Genomic DNA, 14,796 nt, shown 5'->3' with positions numbered 1-14,796 from the left:
GCCTCGCCGGTCTCTTACGCCGCAGCCTTCTTCTCGTCGCGCAGCTCGCGGCGCAGGATCTTGCCGACATTGGTCTTCGGCAAATCGGTCCTGAACTCGATCTGCTTCGGCACCTTGTAGGCGGTGAGCTGGGTGGCGCTGAATTTGATGATGTCCTCGGCGGTGATGTTCGGGTCCTTCTTGACCACGAAGGCCTTCACCGCCTCGCCGGACTTCGCGTCGGGCACGCCGATCACGGCGCACTCGAGCACGCCCGGATGGCTCGCTAGCACTTCCTCGATCTCGTTGGGATAGACGTTGAAGCCCGAGACCAGGATCATGTCCTTCTTGCGATCAACGATCTTGGTGTATCCCCGCTCGTCCATCACGCCGATGTCGCCGGTGCGGAAATAGCCGTCCGCGGTCATCACACGCGCGGTCTCGTCGGGCCTGTTCCAGTAACCCGACATCACCTGCGGACCCTTGGCGCAGATCTCGCCGGCCTCGCCGATCGCCAGCTCGTTGCCGTCGTCGTCACGGATCGAGAGCCATGTCGACGGCACGGGTAGGCCGATCGTCCCGGAGAACTCTTCGATCGTCGCTGGATTGCATGTCAGGGTCGGTGAGGTCTCCGACAGGCCATAGCCTTCCGACAGCGCGGTGCCGGTGACTTTCAGCCATTTTTCCGCGACCGGCCTTTGCGTCGCCATGCCGCCGCCGTTGGCGATCTTCAACTTGGAGAAGTCGAGCTTGTCGAAGCCGGGCGTGTTCAGCAAGCCATTGTAGAGCGTGTTGACCGCCGGAAAGAAGCTGACCTGGTACTTCGACAATTCCTTGATGAAGCCGGCCATGTCGCGCGGGTTCGGGATCAGCAGATTGGTGCCGCCAGTTCGCACGCCAAGCAGGTAACACGCGGTCAGTGCGAAGATGTGATAAAGCGGCAGCGCACAGACGATGATCATATTGTCGACATGCGGCGGCTTCTTCAGCGCCGGCTGCAGCCAAGCGTCGTTCTGCAGCACGTTGGCGAGCACGTTCTGGTGGATCAGCGTGGCGCCCTTGGAAACGCCCGTGGTGCCGCCGGTATATTGCAGGAAGGCGACGTCCTGGCGCGTCAGCGTGGGCTTGGTGAGCTTCATGCCGCGACCGGCCGACAGCGCGTCGTTGAACGAGACCGCGCCCGGGATCGACCAGGCCGGCACCATCTTCTTCACCCGGCGTATCACCAGATTGACGATCACGCCCTTAAAGCCGAGCAGGTCGCCCATGCTGCCGACGATCACCTGCTTGACCGCGGTGTTGGGCAGCACCTTCTGCACGGTGGTGGCAAAGTTCTCCAGCACGATGATCGCCTCCGCGCCGGAATCCTTGAGCTGATGCTCGAGCTCGCGCGGGGTGTAGAGCGGATTGACGTTGACCACGGCATAGCCGGCGCGCAGCACGGCGGCGGTCGCAACCGGGTATTGCAGCACGTTCGGCATCATCAGCGCGACCCGCGCACCCTTCTGCAGGCCCTTGCTCTGCAGGTAGGCGCCGAGCGCCGACGACATCTCGTCGAGCTCGCGATAGGTGATCGACTTGTCCATGCAGATGAACGCCTTGCGATCGGCGAACTTCTTGAAGCTCTCTTCCAGCAATTCGACCAGCGATGAATATTGCGTGACGTCGATATCGGCGGGCACGCCGGCCGGATAGTGCTTGAGCCAGATGCGCTCCATGGTGGTCAATCCCCTCTCTCAAAATTGCCTGATGTCCCGAATTGCTTCCGGGTTTCCGGCGCTTTGGCCGGCACTTGGTCGGCTGTTGGCCGCGTTATTTTCGGCAGTATTGAGCAATGCCGCGGTCAATGGCAAGCCGCGCTATCGACGCATCGGGGGAATAGGAGGGCCGGCTGCGCTGTTAGCCGGCCGGCTTGGCGTCGGCCTTCGGCTTGTCGGCCGCCTTCGGCTTTGCCGCCACGGGCTTCGCTGCCGCGGGCTTGGCGGCCGGCTTTGCGGCAGCTGGCTTGTCCGCGGCCGGCTTCGCAGCTGCGGCATCCGGCTTGGCGTTGGCATGACGCGCCGGCTTGGCCGCCGGCTTGTCGGATTTGGCGTCGCCCTTGTCGGCCGCCACATCGGGCTTCTTGGCCGCGACGCGGGTGTGCTTGGCCTTGCCGCGCTTGACCGGCTGCATCTTCTCGGTGTCGGCATCGACCGCGGCGATCAACGCAGCGCCGGTCTTGGTCGGCCCCGTATAAACCACGACCGGCTCGGACGCCGCCGGCGCCTGCGCCAGCATCTCTGACGGTTTCGGCATCGCGGCCTGCAGGCCGGCGGCGAAGAAGCTCACGCCACCTTCGCCGTTGGTGGTCGAGCCTCCGGCGCTGGCGACGGTGTCTTCGCCGTCCTCGTCGCTGGCCGGCCGCTTGTGCTTGCCGCCGCACATCTCCTCGCGCAGGTTCGGCGGCGAGGCATCGATCGGCACCAGATTGTCGACGGTGCCGAGCGAGGGCCGCAGCCACGCCAGCCCGTTATTGGCAAAGCCGCGATCCAGGAGCTGCGCGGCGCGGATCGCGCGCATGCGGCCCGAGGAGGCGCCGAGCACCACGGCGATCAGCCGCTTGCCGTCGCGCGTCGCCGAGGCCACCAGATTGTAGCCGGAGGCGCAGATGAAGCCGGTCTTGAAGCCGTCGGCGCCGGGATAGCGGCCGATCAGCTTGTTGAAGTTCGGCGTGATGCGGCGTCCGAAGCGGATCGACGGGATGTGGACGAAATATTCGTATTCCGGCAGGTCGCGGATGATGGCGCGGGCGAGGATCGCCATGTCGCGCGCCGAGGTGATCTGGCCGTCGGCGGGCAGGCCGTTCGGGTTGACGTAGCTCGTTTGCGTCATGCCGAGCTTTTGCGCGGTCTGGTTCATCATCCCGGCAAAGCCGTCGATCGAGCCGCCGACGCCCTCCGCCAGCACGACGGCCATGTCGTTGGCCGACTTCACCAGCATCATCTTCAGCGCGTTGTCGACGGTGACCTGGGTGCCGGGCCGGAAGCCCATCTTCGAGGGCGACTGCGAGGCCGCGGTCGGCGAGACCGTGAGCAGCGTGTCGAGCGACACCCGGCCGTCCTTGACCGCCTTCAGCGTCACATAGGCCGTCATCAGCTTGCTGATTGACGCCGGATACCACGGCATCGTCGCATTGTCGGCCTGCAGCACCTTGCCGGAATCGGCCTCGACGACCAGCAGCGCCTCGGCTTGCGCCAGCTGCGGCGTTGCGATGGCGAGCATCGCAACAGCCAGAATCCATTTCAACGACGGGCGCAGCGGGCGAGGAAAATGCACGAGTCCGGTTCCGGTCCTTTGAGACCCGCCTTAAAACAAGGAGGTCTTGCGATTGTAGCGTACGGGTTTCAAGCGTGTCCGGCGCCGCGTTGCGGCGATGCAAACCCTATACCGGCTTGCCAGCAGAGAACAGAGGCCGACGGATTATATCGTGGACGAAATCGGCTGAATTTCGGCAGCCGCCTCAATTGGAAAGCCGGAATTATGGTGTCTCGATGCCGGCGCGTGCCTGCTCATGGACCATGAACTGGGCCCGCGCGAGCTCGGCAAAACGCCCGCCTTTCGCCACCAGTTCATCGAAAGTTCCGCTTTCGATCACCCGTCCCTGGTCGAACAGCAGGATGCGGGTGGCGTGGCGGATGGTGGACAGGCGGTGCGCGATCACAAATGTGGTGCGACCCTTCATCACTTCATCGAGAGCAGCATTCACCTTGGCTTCGGTGACGGCGTCGAGCGCGCTGGTCGCCTCGTCGAGGATCAGGATCGGCGGATCCTTCAACAGCGCACGTGCGATCGACAACCGCTGGCGTTCGCCGCCTGACAGCATGCGGCCGCGTTCGCCGGCATGGGTGTCGAATTTCTTGTCGCTGCGCTCGATGAAATCCAGCGCCTGCGCGCGCGCCGCGGCGGTACGCAGTTCCTCATCGGTCGCGTCGGGCTTGCCGACGCGCAGATTGTCGGCGAGCGAGCGGTTGAACAGCAGCGCCTCCTGGAACACCACGCCGATGTTCCGCCGCAGCGCCGTCAGCTTCAGCGCGCGGATGTCCATACCGTCGATCTTGATGATGCCGGATTGCGGATCGAACGCGCGATGCAACAGCGCGATCGCGGTGGATTTGCCGGCACCGGTCGAGCCGACCAGCGCGATGGTCTGGCCGGGCAATGCGGTGAAGGAGAGGTCTTCGATCGCCGGCCGCTTGCCGTCATAGGAGAACGAGACGTTGTTGAACTCGACCAGCCCGGACAGCCGTCCGGGATCGACCGCACCGGGCCGGTCGCGCACCGCCGGCACCGCGTCGAGCACGTCGAAGAATTCCTGCAACCGCGGCGCTTCCATGAACACGTTGTTGATGAAGCTCACCACCTGTTCGAGCTTCTGGATCAGCATGGTGGCGAACGAGACGAACATCACGATCTCGCCGACCGTGGTGAGGCCCTCGTTGTGGAGCGCGATGCCGACGGTGAAGATCGCCAGCACCGTGATGGTGGTCGAGGCGCGGGTGATCACGGTGACCAGCGCCCACCATGACAGCACCGGCATCTGCACCGCGAGCAGCTTGTCGGCGACGTAGCGCAGGCCCTGCACCTCGGAATCGATCCGCACAAAGCTCTGCACCAGCGCGACATTGCCGAGCGCGTCGGAGGCGCGCGCCGAAAGGTCGCTGTAATAGGCCTCGACCTCGCTCTGCATGCCGTAGGTCTTGCGCACCACCAGCGTGGTCAGCACGGTGAACACGACGCAGAGCGCGAACAGCAGGAAGGCGAGCCGCCAGTTGATGTAGAGCGCGAGCGGCAGCAGCACGATCAGCGACATGATCGCGGCGAAATGCTCGCGGAAGAAGCCGAGCCAGAGCCGCCACAGCGCATCGGTGCCGTTCAGCATCACCTTCATCAGCCGCCCGGAATGGGTGCCGGAGTGGAAGGTCAGCGGCAGCTGCAGGATGTGCTCGAAATAATCGGTCAGCACGGCCTGGCGCTGGCGGTGCGCCAGCCGGTCGGCCTGCAATGCGACGATCGCGCTGCAGCCGATCGTGAACAGGCCGAACGCCGCCCAGGCGACGAGCAGCGGCCATGCCGAGTTCGTCGCGAACAATCCGGTGACCGGCCGGCCCGACAGCACATCGACGATCTTGCCGAACAGCACCGGCTCGGCGAATTGCGCGCCGGCGAGCAGCATGTTGGCGGCGGCCAGGATCCAGCCGAGCCGCGCCTCCTTGCCGAGCAGTTCAAGGACGCGGGTATAGAGGCGGAGCATGGACATGCCGGCGGGACTCGTAAGCGGTGGACGCCCGGTCAGGCGGGACGCGATTTAATCAGGGTTCGCGAGACAGGGCCAGCGGGCGATGGCCGGCTCCTCGCGTTATTCAATCCCCGTCATTGCGAGGAGCTCGCGACAAAATTGCGAAGCAATTTTGCGCTGGAGCGACGAAGCAATCCCCGTTTCCGCTTGCTCGGTGACAATGGATTGCTTCGCGGAGCCTGTCATCCGGCGGCGCTTCGCGCCGACCGGGTGGCTCGCAATGACGTGGACGGAGTGAGTGCCTAGTTCACCAGCCGGCCGTCGATCGGCGGCAGGAACTGGTCGTCGAAGATGTCGGCGGCGTGCGGCCGCTTCTGGAATTTGAAATCCTCCGCGAGCTGGTCGATCGACCGCTCGAAGCGCGCCGCCTCGATGCCGCCGATGCCGTCGCGCTTCACCTCGCCGGTCAGGATGTTGTCGCGGATGATGGCGCGCAGCCGCTCGAGCTCCAGATCGCGCGAGCCGCCATCCATCCGGCTCACCACCTCGCCGGCGGCGCGCCCCGGGTCCTTGATGGCGAGGTTGGTGCCGCCGATCACCGCGCGCACGAACCCTTTCACCGCATCCGGCTTCGCGGCGGCAAGGCGCGGGCTGACGATGACGGCAAAGCCATAGGCCTCGCAGCCATAGTCGGCGAAGCGCAGCACCGCGAGATCGTCGGCCGGTACGCCGCGATCCCGCAAATTGATCGCCGAGAGATAGGAGAAGCCGGTGACGGCATCGACCTGTCCGGCGGACAGCATCGGCTCGCGCACCGCGGCGCTGATCGTGTTCTGCTTCACGCTCGAGAGCTTGATGCCGTTCTGCTTGGCGACGGCGGGCCAGAACAGGATCGAGAGGTCGCCTTCGGCGACGCCGAGGTTCTTGCCTTCCATATCCGCCAGCGCCTTGATGCCGCGGCTCTTGCGGGCAATGATCGCGTAGGGCGCCTGGTTGAACAGGACCAGCACCGCCTTGACGGGCGCAGCGCCAGGCTTGTCGCGAAAGCGGATCAGCGCGTTGATGTCGACCAGCGCGAAATCGCTCGAGCCGTCGGCGACCCGTGCGATCGCGTCTGCCGAGGTGGTGGCGACGTTGGTGCCGACCGCAAGTGCCTCGGCGCTGAACAGGCCGCCGGTCTGCGCCATCACGAACGGCGCGGCGGCGGCATCAAGTGGACGGTCGAGTGTGAACTGGATGGCGAGCGGCTGGTCGCTGGCGCGGAGCGAGGTGACGGCCGGCCACGCGCCGCCCGCGAGGCCGATCATGCCGGCCAGTATCCAGCGGAGAACGATGGTTCGAGTTACCTGCATCATGACATCCGGGAGGCGAGACAAAGTGCCGCGCCGGTGCGCCTGCTTCATGGCATCGAATGCGCCAGGGCAACGTGCAATTTCAAGCGTTATTTGCAGGCATTTTGCCTCAGCCAAGGTGAACGGCCGATGACTGCCTTGTTTTCGCCTAGGGTTGTTCAGCTTGCATTCGGTTTGGGGAACCTAATCTGGAGGTAGTGGTTAGCTAACCATGGCCCGTCGGGCCGGCTTCCACAAAGGATGACTGCAATGTTTGCGCGAAAAGGTGTTTTTTCGTCCATTGGCCGCGCAGCCACATTGGCAACGGTTGCCGCGGTGGCGCTGTCGGCCGTTGAGCCGACGATGGCGTTCGCAGGCTCTGCTCCGGCGGGCAAGGCGGCCACTGTGACCACATCGCTCGGCACCAGCGGCGCGACCGATATCAGTGCGCGCCGTCGCTACTATGGCGGAGGTGGCGCGGCTGCGGCGGCCGCGTTCGCCGGGATCGTCGGCACGGGTCTGGCGATCGCCGCGGCCCAGAGCCGCCGCGACTATTACGACTCCTACGGCTACGACGCCGGCCCGGGCTATTACGGTGGTGGTCCGGCCTATTACGGCGGCGGCCCGGTCTACTATGGCGGCGGACCGTATGGTTACCAGGGCTATTACGGGGGCCGCTCGCAACTGCCCTATACGCCGTACTGAGACCGCCGGCGGTTCTCAGAACTGTCACAAACGATCAATCCACCGGTCTCAGGCCGGTGGATTTTTTCATGAGCGCCGTTAACACGCTGGCGACGCGTTTCGATTAGGTTCGAAGGATGAGTGATTCGATCGATCGGCTCTACCAGGCGGTGATCGCGGCCAAGGATCTCGATCCGGCAACGTCGCGCACGGCACGGCTGTTCCAGCGCGGCCCGGCCAAGATGGCCAAGAAGCTCGCCGAGGAAGCGATCGAAGTCGTGATCGACGCCGTCGCCGGCAAGTCGGATGCCGTGGTCCGCGAAAGCGCCGACCTGTTCTACAACCTCACCGTTCTCTGGGCGTCGGCCGGCGTCAAGCCGGAGGACGTCTGGCGCGAGATGGAGCGGCGCGAGCGGCTACTCGGGATCGCCGAGAAACTGCCGAAGTCGCCGGTCAAGCTGCCCAAAACCGCGCCCGTCCCGGTGGTTCGGCGCCGAATTGTCGCGCTGGAGAACCGGCTGCGCAAACGGTAGCCGCAAATCGTCCCAAATCAGCCCAATCCCGGCATGGACAAATCCGCTCCATGATGGTTCATCGCGCCCATGTTGAAACGGATTTACGACTGGTGCGTCGAGGCGGCCGACAAGCCCTACGCACTCTGGATTCTCGCGGCCGTCTCGTTCGCTGAGAGCTCCTTCTTCCCGATCCCTCCCGACATCATGCTACTGCCGATGTCGCTGGCGCGGCCGAAGCGGGCGTGGTGGTTTGCGACGGTCTGTACGGTTGCGTCCGTTGCCGGCGGTGTGCTCGGCTACGCGATCGGCGCGCTGCTCTACGACTCGCTCGGGCAGTGGCTGATCCATCTTTACGGCCTGTCCGACAAGGTCGACGCGTTCCGCGCCTCCTATGCCGAATGGGGCGCCGTGATCATCCTGCTGAAGGGGCTGACGCCGATCCCCTACAAGCTCGTGACCATCACCTCGGGCTTTGCCGGCTACAACATCTGGCTGTTCGTCCTGTGCTCGATCGTCGCGCGCGGCGGCCGCTTCTTCTTCGTTGCGGTGCTGCTTAACCGCTATGGCGATGTCATCCGCGCGGAGCTCGAGAAGCGGCTCGGCCTGTGGGTCGCGATCGGCGCGATCGTGCTGGTGCTGGGCTTTGTTGTCGCATTCAAGCTGATCTAACCAAAGTTCTAGCCCTTCGCGTCTTTGTCAGCGGACGGCTTCGGACTACGCTCGCTGCGATGGCTGATGGAATCGACGACCGGTGAATCTCGCGAGACTCAATCCCGCCAGGGCGCGCGTTGCGATGGCGGGCCTTGCGCTGTCGATGGCGCTGCCTGCGATCGACAGAGGATGGGCGCAGACCGCGCCGCCCGCGCTCGGCGTGCAGTCGCAGCAGTCGCAGCCTGTTGAATCCCAGCCGCCACAGATCGAACTGCCTCCGGCGCCGGTCGAGCGCGAGAATCCCGGGCTGATCAACGAAATCGGAAAGCTGTTCGAGAAGTCGAAGTCGGCGCTGCCGCAGCTGAAGAGCCCCGGCGCGACCATCAACGACCTCTCGAACATCGCGCGCCCCTCGACGGTTGTGACCGGACGCGCAGCCTGCGTGGTGGCGTCGAACGGTGCGCCGGATTGCAAGATCGGCGCCGACCGGCTGTGCCAGAGCCAGGGGTTTCGGGAAGGCAAGGGCATCGATACCGACGCCTTCGAGAAACGCTCGCCGCTGGTCTATTTGCCCGGCCACAAGCGTGGCCCGAACGACTGCAAGACCGAAAATTTCGTGACAGGGGCGGTCTGCCAATAGCGCGGGTAAAACCAGGTCTGGGATGCCAGACGCCTACGAAAAATGCTGTGCCTGGATGAGGTTTTGTCATCCATTTCGCAGCGCCGTAACGCAATACTTGACACTGGAAAGATTCTTGTTGGTATGACGGTCAGCATTCGAGACCAACGACCAACCCGAGGATCCGCACCCAATGTCCATGCCTGCTCTGTTCAAGGGCCGCCTGTCTCTTCCCGTGATCGGGGCGCCGCTGTTCATCATCTCCGTGCCCGACCTCGTCATCGCCCAGTGCAAGGCCGGCGTGGTCGGCTCGTTTCCGTCGCTGAATGCGCGCCCGCCGGAACTGCTCGACGAATGGCTGTACCGGATCAAGGAAGAGCTCGCCGCCTATGACAAGGGCCATCCGGAGCGGCCGTCGGCGCCGTTCGCGGTGAACCAGATCGTGCACAAGTCGAACAACCGGCTCGATCACGACATGGCGCTTTGCGAGAAGCACAAGGTGCCGATGATCATCTCCTCGCTCGGCGCGCGCGAGGAGCTCAACCAGGCCGTCCACGGCTGGGGCGGTATCGTCTTCCACGACGTGATCAACCAGAAGTTCGCGCACAAGGCGATCGAGAAGGGCGCCGACGGCCTGATCCTGGTCGCAGCCGGCGCCGGCGGCCATGCCGGCACGATCTCGCCGTTCCCGTTCGTGTCGGAGACGCGGCAGTGGTTCGACGGACCCATTGCGCTGTCGGGCACGATTGCCAACGGCCGCGCCATCCGCGCCGCGCGCATCATCGGCGCCGACTTCGCCTATATCGGCTCCGCCTTCATCGCGACGCAGGAGGCGAACGCGGTCGAGGGCTACAAGAACATGATCACCAATTCGTCCGCCGAGGACATCGTCTATTCCAACTTGTTCACCGGCGTGCACGGCAACTACTTGAAGTCGTCGATTGTCGCGGCCGGCATGGATCCGGAAAACCTGCCGACCTCCGATCCCTCGAAGATGAGCTTCGGCACCGATTCGTCCGGCGAGCGCGCCAAGCCGAAGGCCTGGAAGGAGATCTGGGGCTCGGGCCAGGGCGTCGGCAGCATCTCCAAGGTGGTGCCTGCGGCCGAGCTGATTGCCCGGTTCAGGAAGGAATATGACGAAGCGGTCGATCCGGCGCTCTGATGGAGCCGATCTTTCGCGTTGACGGCGACCGCGTCGTCACCAGTCCCGACGCCGCGGGTCCATGGGACCCGCGGATGCAGCACGGCTCCGCGCCGGCGGCGCTCGTGGTGTGGGCGGCCGAAGCCATCCCCGCGCCGGTGCCGATGCGGATCGCGCGCGTCACGATCGACCTGATGCGTCCGGTGCCGGTGGCGCCGCTGACGGTCGAGAGCGAGATCCTGCGCGACGGCCGCAAGATCCAGCTCTGCGGCGTCAGGCTGCTCGCTGACGGCGTTCTGGTGGTCTCGGCCAGTGTGCTGAAGATCAAGCAGCAGGCGGCCGAGCTGCCGCCCGAGATTGCCGATCTCCCGGTCGATCTTCCGGGGCCCGATCAATGCTCGGCCGAGCCGGGCGACATCAGCAGCCCGTTCGTCAGATGTATCTCGATGCGCGCCGCGCGCGGCCGTTTCGGCCAGATCGGGCCGGGCGCGATCTGGTTTCGCGTCGACCAGCCGCTGATCGCGGGCGCCGCCGTCTCGCAGGCGATGCGCGCGGTGGTCGCCTCGGATTTCTCCAACGGCACCTCGCCGGCGCTCGATTTCAACCAATGGACCTTCATCAACGCCGACCTCACCGTGAGCCTGGCGCGCGAGCCGGTCGGCGATTGGATCCTGCTCGACGGCGAATCCTGGATCGGGCCTGACGGCGCCGGCCTTGCGATGTCGCGGCTCGCCGACCAGCGCGGCTATTTCGGCCGGGCAGTCCAGAGCCTGGTGATCGAGCGGCGCTAGCTAGGACTACGTTTCTCCAACCTCCCCTTGAAAAGGGGAGGTCGCTTTGCTCGTCAGAGTAAAGCGGGTGGGGATCAGCTCTCTCCGCATACGGCATCGCCTGCAGCGATCCCCATCCCGACCTTTCCCCTTTCAGGGGGAAGGAGAGGATCAGCCGCGCCTTAATAGCGCGGGGGGGTCGTTGACCGGCCCGCGGTGTGGGAGCCCTGCCAAGCGGCTGCCCTTGCAGCAAAAATAACCCGGTTTCCCGGGAACGGTTGGCAGCGCCAGCGAGTTTCGCTCCCGTGAGGGGCCCCATGATGCGCATCGATCCCACCGCCGGTATCGTGGCCATGGCCGCCCGGCGGCGGTGTGACGTGGCGCCGGTTCGTGATGAAGCTCGGCAGCCCGAGGGGCGGTCGCGATGAGGCCCGGCCCGTCCTCGGAACGCGCGGTCATCCTTGCCGCAAGCGAGCGGGACGCCGTCAAGACGGCCCATCTGATCAAGGAAGCCGGCTACTACGCCAATATCTGCGGCGACCTCGCCGCTCTCGAGCGCCAGGTCGCAAGCGGGGCGGGGCTTGCCATCATTGCCGATGAGGCGATCCGGAGCGCCGACCTCGCCGGCCTGACGCGCTGGCTGAACGAGCAGCCGTCATGGTCGGATTTCCCGATCGTGCTGATGAGCGAGGGCGGCGGGCCCGAGCGCAATCCCGAGGCGGCGCGGCTCGGCCGCGCGCTCGGCAATGTCACCTTCGTCGAGCGTCCGTTTCATCCGACCACGCTGGTGAGCCTGGTCGCCGCGGCGGTGCGCGGCCGCCGCCGCCAGTATCAGACCCGCCAGATCCTGGAGGATCTGACCGAGAGCGAAGGCCTGTTGCAGACCGCGCTCGATGCCGGCCATCTCGGCGCGCTCGAACTTCATATGCCGGATTTCGAGCTCGAAGCGTCGCCGACCTGCAAGAGATTCTTCGGGCGCAAGCCTGCCGATCCCTTCACCTATCCGGAGCTGCTGGATGCGGTGCATCCCGACGACCGTGCCCGCCGCAGCAAAATCGTCGCGCAGACGCTGCGCACCGGCGCGGATTACCGGATCGAATACCGCAACATCTGGCCCGACGGCACCCAGCACTGGCTCGACGTCCGCGCCCGCGCGGTGCGCCGGCCCGACGGCAGAATCCGCTCGCTGGTCGGGGTCTGCTCCGACATCACCGCGCGCAAGACCGCGGAGATCGAGCGGGAGGCGCTGCTGGCGCAGCTCGCGGCTGAGCGCACCGCGCTGGCCGAACTCACCGCGACGCTGGAGCAGCGGGTCGAGCAGCGCACCGCCGACCTGATGAAGGAGGTCGCCGCGCGCGAGCGGGCGCAGGAGCAGCTCCGCCATTCCCAGAAGATGGAGGCGATCGGCCAGCTCACCGGCGGCGTCGCGCACGACTTCAACAATCTGTTGATGGCGGTGATGGGCAATCTCGACTTGCTGCGCAAGCGGATGCCGGAGGATCCGCGCCTGCGACGGCTGGTCGACGGCGCGCTGCAGGGTGCCGAGCGCGGCGCCTCGCTGACGCAGCGGCTGTTGGCATTCGCGCGGCAGCAGGATCTGCGCCCGGTGCCGGTCGATCTCGGCGCGCTGGTGCGCGACATGAGCAATCTGCTGGAGCGCTCGCTCGGACCGCGCGTCATGCTGCGGCTCGACATTCCCGCCGGCTTGCCGCCGGCCTGTGTCGACACCAACCAGCTCGAACTCGCGGTGCTCAACCTTGCGATCAATGCGCGCGATGCGATGCCGGATGGCGGCACGATCGAGATCAGCCTCGCGGCCTTGCAGGCGAAGAACGATCCGTCGCTGCAGCCGGGCAATTACCTGAAACTGTCGGTGGTCGACGGCGGCACCGGCATGTCGCCGGATGTGCTGAAGCGGGCGATCGAGCCGTTCTTCTCGTCGAAGCCGGTGGGCAAGGGCACCGGGCTCGGGCTGTCGATGGTGCATGGGCTCGCGGTGCAGCTCGGCGGCGCGCTGCAGCTGTCGAGCGCGGTCGGCAAGGGCACCACGGCCGCGCTGGTGCTGCCGGTCGCAACCGCAGCGCCTGAGGCCGAGAGCCCGGCGCCTGCGGCGCAGACCGTCAAGCGCTCGGCGGTGATCCTGCTGGTCGATGACGATCCGTTGATCGCGATGTCCACCATGGAGATGCTGGAGGACCTCGGCCATCGCGTGATCGGCGCCAATTCAGCACCGCACGCGCTCGACATCATCAGGAGCGACCAGGAGATCGACCTGATGATGACCGATCACGTGATGCCCGGCATGACCGGCATCGAGCTCGCCGCGGCCGCGCGCAAGCTGCGGCCGCAGCTTCCCGTCCTGCTCGCCACCGGCTATGCCGAATTGCCCGACGGCATCCAGGTCGACCTGCCGCGGTTGGCCAAGCCCTACCACCAGGATCAACTGCGCGAGCGGCTCGATCAGTTGCTGGGGCAGGGCGCCGGTCAGCACACCGCCGCCACCAGCGCCGACAGTCGCGACACGCCTTCCACGCTCTCTCCGTCACCCTGAGGAGCCGCGCTTGCGCGGCGTCGCGAAGGGCGGCGGCCTGGCTACGTCGCGTGGCTGACAATGTCGGAAACGTGATCTGCGCGCGACCGACTGGGCGGGAAGGATGCGCGCGTGATCGGTGTTGGTCACATCACGTCGAAGAACGCCGAGCACCAGGAGCTGCCCTATGAAGATGCCCACCCGAATAGCGATGTCTGCCGCTCTGGCCGGCTTGGCCATGCAGGCCTCGGCAAGCGACCTGCAATCGAGCCGACGGTCGATCTCGTATCACGCGGTGGATATCCTGGGCGTCAACATCTTCTACCGCGAGGCGGGGCCCGCCGACGCACCGGTTGTGCTGCTGCTCCACGGCTTTCCATCCTCATCGCGGATGTGGGAGCCGTTACTGCCTCTTCTCGCCGACAAATATCACGTGATTGCCCCTGATTATCCGGGGTTCGGCAACAGCAGCGCGCCGGCGCCGTCCAGCTTCGAATACACCTTCGACAATCTCGCGCGCGTGACGAACGAGTTCACGACAAAGCTCGGGCTCGCGCACTATGTGCTGTTCATGCAGGACTATGGCGGGCCGGTCGGCTTTCGCCTGGCGCTTGCGCACCCCGAACGAGTCCGCGCGATCATTGTCCAGAATGCGGTCGCCCACGAACAGGGATTGGGCCCGCTGTGGGAAGCGCGCAGGAAATTCTGGGCGGATCCGGCGCACGAGCTCGACAAGCTCAAGGCCAACTTCACGTCCTTCGAAGCGACGCGCCAGCGTCATGTCGGAACGAGCCCGCATCCCGAACGCTACGATCCGGATCTGTGGGTCGACGAAGCAGCGTTTTTGTCCCGCCCGGGCCAGGCCGACATCCAGACCACGCTGTTCCTGGATTACCGGACAAACCTGGCCTCCTACCCGCTATGGCAGAAATGGCTTCGCGAGGCGCAGCCGCGAACCCTCGTCGTCTGGGGCAAATACGACCCGTCGTTTACCGTCGCCGGCGCAACCGCCTATGCCGACGATGTGCCGGGAGCCGAGGTACACATCCTGGATGCGGGACATTTCGCGCTCGACGAAGCGACCGACGAGATCGCGACGCTGGTTCGCGGCTTCCTTGCGCGTCTCGACCAGCGCAAGGAGTAACGTGGAATGTGCCGCCGCCGGCGGCCTCTCCCCGTCACCCTGAGGTGCGAGCGGAGCGAGCCTCGAAGGGCGACGGGGCCCGGCTGTCGCCGCGATGGCCTGGGGTGCGAGCCGAAATATCGGGGCCGTGCATCCTTCGAGACGGCCGCTGTGCGGC

12 protein-coding genes are annotated in these 14,796 nt (G+C 65.6%); 8 read left to right on the top strand and 4 right to left on the bottom strand.

What is annotated here, in order from left to right; genetic code table 11:
* Positions 1–14: 14 nt before the first annotated feature.
* From G6P99_RS43275 to G6P99_RS43260, 4 genes are all read right to left on the bottom strand, one after another.
* Positions 15–1,697, bottom strand: coding sequence for a long-chain fatty acid--CoA ligase (locus G6P99_RS43275; RefSeq protein WP_029077663.1), 1,683 nt, complete (start codon positions 1,695–1,697; stop codon positions 15–17).
* A gap of 181 nt (positions 1,698–1,878) precedes the next feature.
* On the bottom strand, positions 1,879–3,294 hold the full coding sequence (locus G6P99_RS43270; protein WP_029077662.1) for a D-alanyl-D-alanine carboxypeptidase family protein: 1,416 nt from the start codon (positions 3,292–3,294) through the stop codon (positions 1,879–1,881).
* Positions 3,295–3,496: 202 nt separating this feature from the next.
* Positions 3,497–5,275, bottom strand: coding sequence for a glucan ABC transporter ATP-binding protein/ permease (locus tag G6P99_RS43265; RefSeq protein ID WP_165126468.1), 1,779 nt, complete (start codon positions 5,273–5,275; stop codon positions 3,497–3,499).
* 281 nt (positions 5,276–5,556) lie between these two features.
* Complete coding sequence (locus tag G6P99_RS43260; RefSeq protein ID WP_029077660.1) at positions 5,557–6,606, bottom strand: ABC transporter substrate-binding protein; 1,050 nt, start codon at positions 6,604–6,606, stop codon at positions 5,557–5,559.
* Between the two features lie 249 nt (positions 6,607–6,855).
* Here G6P99_RS43260 and G6P99_RS43255 point away from each other — a divergent pair, with 249 nt between their 5' ends.
* The 8 genes from G6P99_RS43255 to G6P99_RS43220 all read left to right on the top strand — a co-directional run bounded on the left by G6P99_RS43255 (position 6,856) and on the right by G6P99_RS43220 (position 14,639).
* On the top strand, positions 6,856–7,290 hold the full coding sequence (locus G6P99_RS43255; RefSeq protein WP_029077659.1) for a hypothetical protein: 435 nt from the start codon (positions 6,856–6,858) through the stop codon (positions 7,288–7,290).
* Positions 7,291–7,406: 116 nt separating this feature from the next.
* On the top strand, positions 7,407–7,802 hold the full coding sequence (gene hisE / locus G6P99_RS43250) for a phosphoribosyl-ATP diphosphatase (RefSeq protein WP_029077658.1): 396 nt from the start codon (positions 7,407–7,409) through the stop codon (positions 7,800–7,802).
* 69 nt (positions 7,803–7,871) lie between these two features.
* A complete protein-coding gene (locus G6P99_RS43245) occupies positions 7,872–8,453 on the top strand; it encodes a YqaA family protein (RefSeq protein ID WP_029077657.1) in 582 nt (193 codons plus the stop codon).
* Positions 8,454–8,577: 124 nt separating this feature from the next.
* Entirely contained in the window at positions 8,578–9,075 is a 498-nt protein-coding gene (locus G6P99_RS43240) for a hypothetical protein (protein ID WP_051345930.1), read from the top strand.
* Between the two features lie 172 nt (positions 9,076–9,247).
* Positions 9,248–10,216, top strand: a complete 969-nt coding sequence (locus G6P99_RS43235) for an NAD(P)H-dependent flavin oxidoreductase (RefSeq protein ID WP_029077655.1) — start codon at positions 9,248–9,250, stop codon at positions 10,214–10,216.
* Positions 10,216–10,986 carry a thioesterase family protein gene (locus tag G6P99_RS43230; protein WP_029077654.1) on the top strand — a complete coding sequence of 257 codons (771 nt, stop codon included), beginning with the start codon at positions 10,216–10,218 and terminating at the stop codon, positions 10,984–10,986. The genes G6P99_RS43235 and G6P99_RS43230 overlap by 1 nt, the downstream gene beginning before the upstream one ends.
* Positions 10,987–11,389: 403 nt before the next feature.
* A complete protein-coding gene (locus tag G6P99_RS43225) occupies positions 11,390–13,516 on the top strand; it encodes a hybrid sensor histidine kinase/response regulator (RefSeq protein WP_165126465.1) in 2,127 nt (708 codons plus the stop codon).
* Positions 13,517–13,688: 172 nt separating this feature from the next.
* Positions 13,689–14,639, top strand: coding sequence for an alpha/beta fold hydrolase (locus G6P99_RS43220; RefSeq protein ID WP_414645607.1), 951 nt, complete (start codon positions 13,689–13,691; stop codon positions 14,637–14,639).
* The last annotated feature ends 157 nt before the right edge of the window (positions 14,640–14,796 follow it).

The organism is Bradyrhizobium sp. 6(2017) (assembly GCF_011058295.2).
In the GTDB taxonomy this organism is placed as follows: domain Bacteria; phylum Pseudomonadota; class Alphaproteobacteria; order Rhizobiales; family Xanthobacteraceae; genus Bradyrhizobium; species Bradyrhizobium septentrionale.
The sequence above is the reverse complement of the archived record's forward strand: the minus strand, read 5'-3'. Positions and strand labels throughout refer to the sequence as shown.

Bases quoted from the DNA above. Each gene is read 5' to 3' on its own strand.
- G6P99_RS43275 (WP_029077663.1), bottom strand. From the start codon at position 1,697: ATGGAGCGCATCTGGCTCAAGCACTATCCGGCCGGCGTGCCCGCCGAT.
- G6P99_RS43265 (WP_165126468.1), bottom strand. From the start codon at position 5,275: ATGTCCATGCTCCGCCTCTATACCCGCGTCCTTGAACTGCTCGGCAAG.
- G6P99_RS43260 (WP_029077660.1), bottom strand. From the start codon at position 6,606: ATGCAGGTAACTCGAACCATCGTTCTCCGCTGGATACTGGCCGGCATG.
- G6P99_RS43255 (WP_029077659.1), top strand. From the start codon at position 6,856: ATGTTTGCGCGAAAAGGTGTTTTTTCGTCCATTGGCCGCGCAGCCACA.
- hisE (WP_029077658.1), top strand. From the start codon at position 7,407: ATGAGTGATTCGATCGATCGGCTCTACCAGGCGGTGATCGCGGCCAAG.
- G6P99_RS43245 (WP_029077657.1), top strand. From the start codon at position 7,872: ATGTTGAAACGGATTTACGACTGGTGCGTCGAGGCGGCCGACAAGCCC.
- G6P99_RS43240 (WP_051345930.1), top strand. From the start codon at position 8,578: ATGGCGGGCCTTGCGCTGTCGATGGCGCTGCCTGCGATCGACAGAGGA.
- G6P99_RS43235 (WP_029077655.1), top strand. From the start codon at position 9,248: ATGTCCATGCCTGCTCTGTTCAAGGGCCGCCTGTCTCTTCCCGTGATC.
- G6P99_RS43230 (WP_029077654.1), top strand. From the start codon at position 10,216: ATGGAGCCGATCTTTCGCGTTGACGGCGACCGCGTCGTCACCAGTCCC.
- G6P99_RS43225 (WP_165126465.1), top strand. From the start codon at position 11,390: ATGAGGCCCGGCCCGTCCTCGGAACGCGCGGTCATCCTTGCCGCAAGC.
- G6P99_RS43220 (WP_414645607.1), top strand. From the start codon at position 13,689: ATGCCCACCCGAATAGCGATGTCTGCCGCTCTGGCCGGCTTGGCCATG.